Raw genomic sequence first — 7,924 nt, 5'->3', positions numbered from 1 at the left:
GACCAGGCCGGGCACGGCGAGCACCGATGCCCCCATGAGTCCGCCGAGAAGCAGGGCGACGCCCACGGGAGCGAAAGCGGTGCCCGAAATGCGGCCCAAGCGAACCGCGCGGGCCATGAGATAAACGGGGGCGCTCAAGACTGCCCACCAGCCCGACGCGGGGCGGTCGACGCCACGGCGCTTCAGGGTGCGCGCGTCGAGCAAAGCGAGGGCGACGATCACGGGAGCAGGTCCGAGCCAGATAGCAGCCATGTACGCAACACTCGGTCCGGTCGCGAAAGCGGCCACGACAAGAAGGCTCAACAGCAGCTGGAGCATTGGCAACAGCACGATCGCCCACACTTCAACCGTCTGAATGTGCAGTGCGGTTGCCGTGACGGTGTTGTGAGCTCCCCGTCGGCTCTGCTCACCCGCCGCCATCGGCGATTCGCTCCAACTCGGAACCGACGACGGCCCGCCGGGCGCTGAACCGTAGCCCGGCGCCGAGGAATAGGCGGGGGAGGCGGTGTAGCCGGCCGCCGGCTGGGCGTCGTTCTGCACGGGAATCCAGGGCAAGCTCGGCTCGGCTGCGGCAGTCCCGGCCGAGTGCGGGTGCAGGTCGGCGAACGCGGCGGCAGCAAAAGCGTCGGCGGCACTCGTTGCCGCGGCGGCAGCGGCGGCTGCGCTCGCTGCCGCGGCATCCGTTGACGCTGCGGGGGCAAGCACGTCATCGTCGTCGCTGGGGGGCGGCAACTGACGAAGTCCGGTCGTGGCAGCGTCGTCGACGATGTAATCATCGACGACGTGCGTCTGGGTCGGGCGAGTCTCGTCGCGCGCGGGCAGGTCGTCGTCGGCAAACATCGTCGACGCCGCGGCTTGTGCGGCCATCATGGGCTGGCGTGCGTCAGAGACGTGTTCGGTCCACGCGTGGTTGTCCCACCAGCGCAATTGCGGCAGGCCTAACGGGTCGGGATACCACCCCGCTGGCACTCGGCCGTATTCTTCGTCGGACACGTCAGATCCCCCTCTGGTGCCAGACCCCAATCTGGCGGGGCCAGTCTACGCGGAGGGGCGCTCGCTTTCGAAGACTTCGTTACCCCCCCAATGCGGGGGATGCGGCATCGATGTCGCGCTGAGCCGCTTCGAGCCACTGTCGACCGCGAGCGGCGTGCTGCGGTGCGGCGAGTTGTGGCCCGTCAATCCACTGCGTCGCGGCGCGCAGGCCGTGCAGGGCGCTGAGCACCCAGAGCTCGCAATCGTCGAGGGCAGCGGCATCCGCGTCGGCTTCGGCGAGCTCAACTCCGTCGGCACGCGCGGCATCGAGCACGAGCTGCACCGTCACGCTCGGGATGCGCGGCACCGCGTCGCGCGGACGCACGAGCGTCTCGCCCCTCCACCAGAGCAGGCCGCTGTAGGCGCCTTCGATGATGACGCCCCGAGCATCCACGATGATCGCCTCGCCCGCACCGCTGGGCTGCACGGCTACCCGCAGTGACTGAAGAGCGTCGAGGTCGGGGCCCTTCACGAGAGGCTGCGTGCGCGGGTCATGCGAGGCCGTCGCGACGACGACCTCGGTGCTCGTGGGCGGAGTCGGCCGGAGGCGCAGGCCCACGAAGGTGCCGTCGCCGCGCTCGCGCAGTTCGACGCGCGGAAACCAGTCGCCCGTGCGGGGCAGAGCGGCGATTGCGTCACGCCAGAAATCGTCGGCATCGTCGCGATGGGCGCGGGCCACGGAAAGAAAACGCTCGCGGTGATGATCGAGCCCACGCACCCGCCCGTCGGTGACGCGCCACGAGTCAGCAACGAGCAGTCGACCTTCGTGTGGGTCGCACCACTCGAGCGCAACCCACGGGTTTTCGGCACCCGGTCGCCACGGGTGCCATCCCTCGCCGAGCGCGCTCATAGCATTGAGGGTATGCGGCGCGGCGTTCTCGAGCATCCGATCGCGGCGCCGCCCAGCGCCGAGGCGCTCGTCATGGCGCTCACCGCCGACGCGCCCTCGCTCGACGGCCTTGTGTGGCTTGACTCAGGGCTCGGTGCCCTCACGGGGCGCAGCCTCGTTGCCGTGGGTCAGCGAGTGACGCTCGACCAGGCTGCGCCCGTGCTGCCGCAGTTGCGCGACGAGCTCGCCGCGCTCGCCGCGGGGGCTTCGGCCGGCGATGACCCTGTGCCCCTCGGGCTCATCGGCTGGTTCGGCTATGAGTTGCGCGACGAGACGATGGGCATGCCCGTTCCGCCCGTGCCGAGCAGGCACCGCGCGGCCTGGCTGCGCGTCGACCGCGGCGTGACCTTCGACCACGCCACGGGCAACGCCCGACTCGTGGCGCTCGACCCGAGTGGCACGGGCGAGTGGAGCGGCGAGCTCGACGACTGGCGGCACGAGATGCTCGGGGTGATTGCACGAGCCGCGTTGGCATCCGTCGACCCGCCAGCTGCAGCGGTGCCGCTCGGCCCGATTGTCGAACGAGACACCGACGCGCACTACGCGGAGCTCGTGCGGCAGTGCCAACGGTCGATTCGCGACGGTGACGCCTATCAATTGTGTTTGACGACGCAATCGAGCGTGCAGAGCGCCGACGGCTCAGCTCTTGATGCTCTCGCGATCTACCGGCGTTTGCGGCGCTCGAGCCCTGCGCATCACGGCGCGCTGCTGAGCATCGACGGCACGACGCTGGTGAGCGCGAGCCCCGAAACCTTCTTGCGCGTGACCGACGGTGTGGTGCAGACGCGCCCGATTAAAGGAACACGTCCGCGAGATTCCGACCCCGAGCGTGACGCGGCGCTCGCCGCCGAGCTCGCGGCGAGTGACAAAGAGCAGGCCGAAAACCTCATGATCGTCGACCTCATGCGCAACGATCTCTCGCGCGTGAGCGAGCTCGGCTCGATCGCTGTGACAGGCCTGCTCGAGGTCGAAAGCTACGCGCACGTGCACCAACTCGTGAGCACGGTCGAAGGCCGACTTCTCGAGGGACTCGATGTTCTGGATGCTGTCGCCGCGTGCCTGCCCGCCGGCTCGATGACGGGCGCACCCAAGCGCCGCGCGATCGAGCTGCTCGCCGAGCTCGAGCGTGCCCCCCGCGGTATCTACTCGGGAGCTTTCGGATACCTCGGCGCCGACGGCTCGGCTGACCTGGCCATGGTCATTCGCAGCATCGTCATTGAGGGCGATACGGCAACGGTCGGGGCCGGCGGGGGAGTCACGGCCCTGAGCGAGCCCATCGCCGAAGTGGCCGAGATGCGCTTGAAGGCCGCGGCACTGTTGCGAGCCCTCGCGGGGGACGCGGAGCACGGCACGCGGTAATCTGGCATTTCTGCCTTGGCACCCCGCACCCCCTGTGAATCGAGACCCTGACGTGACCGACGAGCTGCACCCCGACGAGAACGCCTACGACCCGGCCCGCATCGAAGCCCACTGGGCCCCGATTTGGGACGAGCTTCAGCCGTTCACGGTTGACGACCCGGCCGACAGCAAGCCGCGCAAGTACGTGCTCGACATGTTTCCGTACCCCAGTGGCGATCTGCACATGGGTCACGCCGAGGTCTACGCCCTCGGCGATGTCGTGGCGCGCTACTGGCGCCAGCAGGGCTTCACGGTGTTGCACCCCATCGGCTGGGATTCGTTCGGTCTGCCCGCTGAGAACGCCGCCATCAAGCGCGGAGCCGACCCGCGCCAGTGGACCTACGAGAACATCGCGCAGCAAAAGGCCTCAATGAAGCGGTACGCCACGAGCTTCGACTGGAGCCGCGTGCTGCACACCTCTGACCCCGAGTACTACCGCTGGAACCAGTGGTTGTTCTTGACGATGTACGAAAAGGGCCTTGCCTACCGCAAGGCCAGCTGGGTCAACTGGTGCCCCAACGACCAGACCGTGCTCGCGAACGAGCAGGTCGTCGACGGCGCGTGCGAGCGATGTGGCGCGATCGCCGAGAAGAAGAAGCTCACCCAGTGGTACTTCAAGATCACGGACTACGCCGACCGCTTGCTTGACGACCTCAACCAGCTCGAGGGCTCGTGGCCCTCGAAGGTGCTCACAATGCAGCGCAACTGGATCGGCCGCTCGACCGGTGCCGATGTCGACTTCGTCATCGAGGGTCATCACAGCCCCGTCACGGTCTTCACGACGCGCCCCGACACGCTCTTCGGTGCCACGTTCATGGTCGTCGCTCCCGACAGCGACCTCGCCGCCGAGCTTGCCTCGGGCTCGAGCCCCGAGGTGCGCATGGCCTTTCAGGCCTACCTCGAGGAGGTGCAGAAGAAGACCGAGATCGACCGCCAAGACACCTCGCGCGAGAAGACCGGCGTCTTCCTCGACCGCTGGGCGATCAACCCCGTCAACGGCGACCGCATCCCCGTGTGGGCCGCCGACTACGTGCTCGCCGACTACGGCCACGGCGCCATCATGGCCGTTCCCGCGCACGACCAGCGCGACCTCGACTTCGCGATCGCCCACGGGTTGCCTGTGAAGGTCGTCGTCGACACGAATGCGCCCGTCACGGGAGCGATTCCCGTCATCACCCCTGAGATGCTCGAGTCGGGCGAGGTGCCGCCGCTCGACCCGGTCGCCACCGGGCAGGCTCTCGTCGGCGACGGGCGCATGATCAACTCGGGGCCGCTCGACGGCCTCAGCAAGCAAAACGCGATCATGCGGGCGATCGAACTGTTGGAAGAGCGCGGCACGGGGCGGGCATCCAAGACCTATCGCCTTCGTGACTGGCTGATCAGCCGCCAGCGCTATTGGGGCACGCCGATTCCGATCATGTACACCGACGACGGCACCGAAGTACCCGTGCCGCTGGATGCCCTGCCGGTGTTGCTGCCCGACGCCGCGGGCATCGACATGAAGCCCAAGGGCACCTCGCCCCTGGGTGGCGTTGCCGCATTCGTCGAGACGACCACGCCCGACGGCCAGCCCGCTCGCCGTGACACCGACACGATGGACACCTTCGTCGACTCTTCGTGGTACTTCTTGCGCTTCTTGAACCCGAGCGACAGCTCGCGGGCCTTCGACCCGGCGCTGGCCGAGAAGTGGGCTCCGGTCGACCAGTACGTCGGTGGCGTCGAGCACGCGATTCTGCACTTGCTCTACGCGCGCTTCATCACCAAGGTGCTGTTCGACCTCGGCTACGTGAGCTTCACCGAGCCCTTCAGTGCCCTGCTCAACCAGGGCATGGTCATTCTCGACGGCGCCAAGATGTCGAAGTCGAAGGGCAACCTCGTCTACTTCACCGAAGAGCTCGACAGCTATGGCGTCGACGCCGTGCGCTTGACGATGGCGTTCGCGGGCCCGCCCGAAGACGACATCGACTGGCGCGACGTGTCGGTGACGGGCTCGCAGAAGTTCTTGGCACGTGCCTGGCGACTCTCGGGCGAGGTGACGTCGCCGGTGGATGCCGACCCGGCGACAGGCGACCAGGCTCTGCGTCGGGTGACGCACCGGTTCTTGGCCGATGTTCCCGGGCTCATCGAAGCCTTCAAGTTCAACGTCGCCGTGGCGCGCACGATGGAACTCGTCAACGCCATTCGCAAGGCCGTCGACACGGGCCCCGGTGCGGGAGACGCTGCCGTGCGCGAAGCCGTCGAGGTCGTGGCGATTGCACTCTCGCTCTTTGCGCCCTACACGGCCGAAGACATGTGGCAGCGACTCGGCAAGCGCGACGAAGCCGCGGGTCGTGACGGGCTCGTCGCGTTCGCGGGCTGGCGCAAGGCCGACCCACTGCTGCTCATTGACGAAACGGTGACGGCGATCGTGCAGGTCGACGGCAAGATGCGCGACAAGTTCGAGGTCAGCCCGACGATCGGCAACGACGACCTTGAGGCGTTGGCCCGGGCGTCGGAGGCCGTCAAGCGAGCCGTCGGCGACCGCGAGATTGCGCAAGTGATCGCGCGGGCTCCGCGCATCGTCAACATCGCGACCGTCAAGCCGTAACTCTCCTCGCGCGCCCTCCGGGGCGCGCGGGGTGACGCGCGGGCCTAGCCTGCGCGCGTGACAGCTACCGGTGGCCCTCCTCGTCGCTCACTGCGCGTGCGCGCCGCCCTCGGCGGATTCGTTGTGCTCGCCCTGCTCGGCGTCGGCGCGGCGGTCGTCGGCGCCGTCGTGACGCCGGGCGGTCAGACCGTTGAGGTGGTGTCGGCCGTCGAGTCGACCGATGAACCGACCGACGCGCTGTCGGTCGATGTCGTCGTGCTGCACGTCATCGGTGCCGTGGCCGAGCCGGGCATCGTCGAGCTCGAGCTGGGTAGCCGCGTCGTTGATGCCATCGCGAGCGCGGGAGGCCCGGCGCCCGACGCCGATCTCAGCGGGGTCAACCTCGCGCGCATCGTGGCCGACGGCGAGCAGCTGCGCGTGCCCCGCATCGGTGAGGTGCCCGTTGCCGCACCGGGCGCGGCGCCGGGTGTGGCAAGCGACGGTCGCGTCAACATCAACACCGCTGACGCCACGGCACTCGAAACCTTGCCGGGCGTTGGCCCGGCCCTCGCCGCGCGCATCATCGCGTGGCGCGATGAGAACGGTCCGTTTCGCAGCGTTGACGAGCTCTCGGCCGTGAGTGGCATCGGCGAGAAGACACTCGACGGCATGCGCGACCAGGCCACGGTGTGAGCGGGGTTGTCGCCGCCGACGAGCAGCGCGCGGTCGCGCGCGAGCGGGTCGCGGATGCTCGCCTCGCGATCCCCGCCCTCGCCGGGTGGCTGACCGCGGTCGTGCTCGTGGGGGTTCCGGGGGCAGCCGTGGCCGTGATGCTCGCGGCGGGGGCCGGGGCGCTCGGCGGGCTCGCGTGGCTGTGGTGCGCGCGGATGCCGAGCGCGGGCCCCGGGCGGCCTGGGGTCGAGGCACTGGCGCGCTCAGGCCGCGCGGCTCGCGCGCGAGAGGTGCTCGGCGTGAGCATCCCGAGCGTGCTCGCCGTCGCCGTGATGGCGGGCGCTGTCGCGCTCGCGGCACCCGCGCGCACTCCGCCCGTTCTGGCCGATGCACTCGACCACGGCGGCACGGTGGAGGTCGTGCTCGAACTCGAGCAGTCGGTTGTGCCGCCGCCGGCCCGCAGCGGCTTCGGCAGCGGGTGGGGCGGCGTGAGCGCGGATGCGCTCATCGTTGCCGCGCGCGGCGATACCGAACTCGTCGGAGTTCGCGTTCCCGTGCGCGTTCTCGGTCTCGAGATCACCGAGCGGCAATCGCTCGGATCCCGTTTCGAGGGGCGCGTTCGCATCATCGCCCTCGACACGGGCGATGATCGCGTGGCCTTGGTGCGTCCCGTCACACCGCTCGCGCTCGTTGCGTCTCCGCCGCCGCTCGTGGCGGGCGCCGACACCCTGCGGGAGGGGTTTCTCGCGCTCATGGAACCGTTCGCGGGAGACGGTGCCGCACTGCTGCCCGGCCTCGCCATCGGAGACACCTCCGCGGTGAGCGACGACCTCGACGCCGACATGAAAAGCAGTTCACTCAGTCACCTCACCGCCGTGTCGGGGGCCAATTGTGCGATCGTCGTCGGGCTCGTGCTCGGCCTCGGCGCCCTCGCGCGGTGGCCGCGCCCGGTGCGCGTGATCGTGTCGCTCGTCGTGCTCGGGGGATTCGTCGTGCTGGTCACGCCCGAACCGAGCGTGGTGCGCGCCGCGGTCATGGCCAGCGTCGTGCTGCTCGCGCTCGTGAGCGGGCGACCGGCACGCGGCTTGCCCGTGCTGGCCATCGCGGTGCTCGGCATCGTGCTGCTCGACCCGTGGATCGCCCGCGAATACGGCTTCGTGCTCTCGGTGCTCGCGACCGCGGCGCTGCTGGTGCTCGCCGCTCCGCTCGCGTCGCTGCTCGAGCGCGTGCTTCCGGCTCCGCTCGCCCTCGCGATTGCCGTGCCCCTCGCGGCGCAGCTCGCGTGTCAACCCGTGCTCATTCTGCTCGCGCCGCAGGTGCCGCTCGTCGGGGTGATCGCGAACGTGCTCGCGGCACCGGCCGCTCCG

General features: G+C 69.3%; 6 protein-coding genes. 4 read left to right on the top strand and 2 right to left on the bottom strand.

Going from position 1 to position 7,924, the window contains the following annotated elements; all coding sequences use genetic code 11:
• The coding region (locus SFU54_RS07800) for a DUF2510 domain-containing protein (RefSeq protein WP_319015720.1) at positions 1 to 993 on the bottom strand (993 nt) is incomplete at its 3' end.
• Between the two features lie 79 nt (positions 994 to 1,072).
• The gene (locus SFU54_RS07795; protein ID WP_319015719.1) at positions 1,073 to 1,882 is read right to left on the bottom strand and encodes an aminotransferase class IV; all 810 of its coding nucleotides are present in this window, start codon (positions 1,880 to 1,882) and stop codon (positions 1,073 to 1,075) included.
• A 12-nt stretch (positions 1,883 to 1,894) separates the two neighbouring features.
• Here SFU54_RS07795 and SFU54_RS07790 point away from each other — a divergent pair, with 12 nt between their 5' ends.
• The 4 genes from SFU54_RS07790 to SFU54_RS07775 all read left to right on the top strand — a co-directional run.
• Complete coding sequence (locus SFU54_RS07790) at positions 1,895 to 3,280, top strand: anthranilate synthase component I family protein (RefSeq protein WP_319015718.1); 1,386 nt, start codon at positions 1,895 to 1,897, stop codon at positions 3,278 to 3,280.
• Positions 3,281 to 3,332: 52 nt separating this feature from the next.
• Positions 3,333 to 5,906 (top strand): leucine--tRNA ligase, encoded by a 2,574-nt coding sequence (leuS, locus tag SFU54_RS07785; RefSeq protein WP_319015717.1) that lies wholly within the window; start codon positions 3,333 to 3,335, stop codon positions 5,904 to 5,906.
• A gap of 57 nt (positions 5,907 to 5,963) precedes the next feature.
• A complete protein-coding gene (locus tag SFU54_RS07780; RefSeq protein ID WP_319015716.1) occupies positions 5,964 to 6,578 on the top strand; it encodes a ComEA family DNA-binding protein in 615 nt (204 codons plus the stop codon).
• On the top strand, positions 6,575 to 7,924 hold a 1,350-nt coding region (locus SFU54_RS07775; protein ID WP_319015715.1), incomplete at its 3' end, for a ComEC/Rec2 family competence protein. The genes SFU54_RS07780 and SFU54_RS07775, both read left to right, overlap by 4 nt.

Origin of the sequence: Microcella sp., from assembly GCF_033763155.1 — a bacterium.
In the GTDB taxonomy this organism is placed as follows: Bacteria; Actinomycetota; Actinomycetes; order Actinomycetales; family Microbacteriaceae; genus Microcella.
Note: the sequence above shows the minus strand (reverse complement) of the source record. Positions and strands in the feature narration are given on the sequence as shown.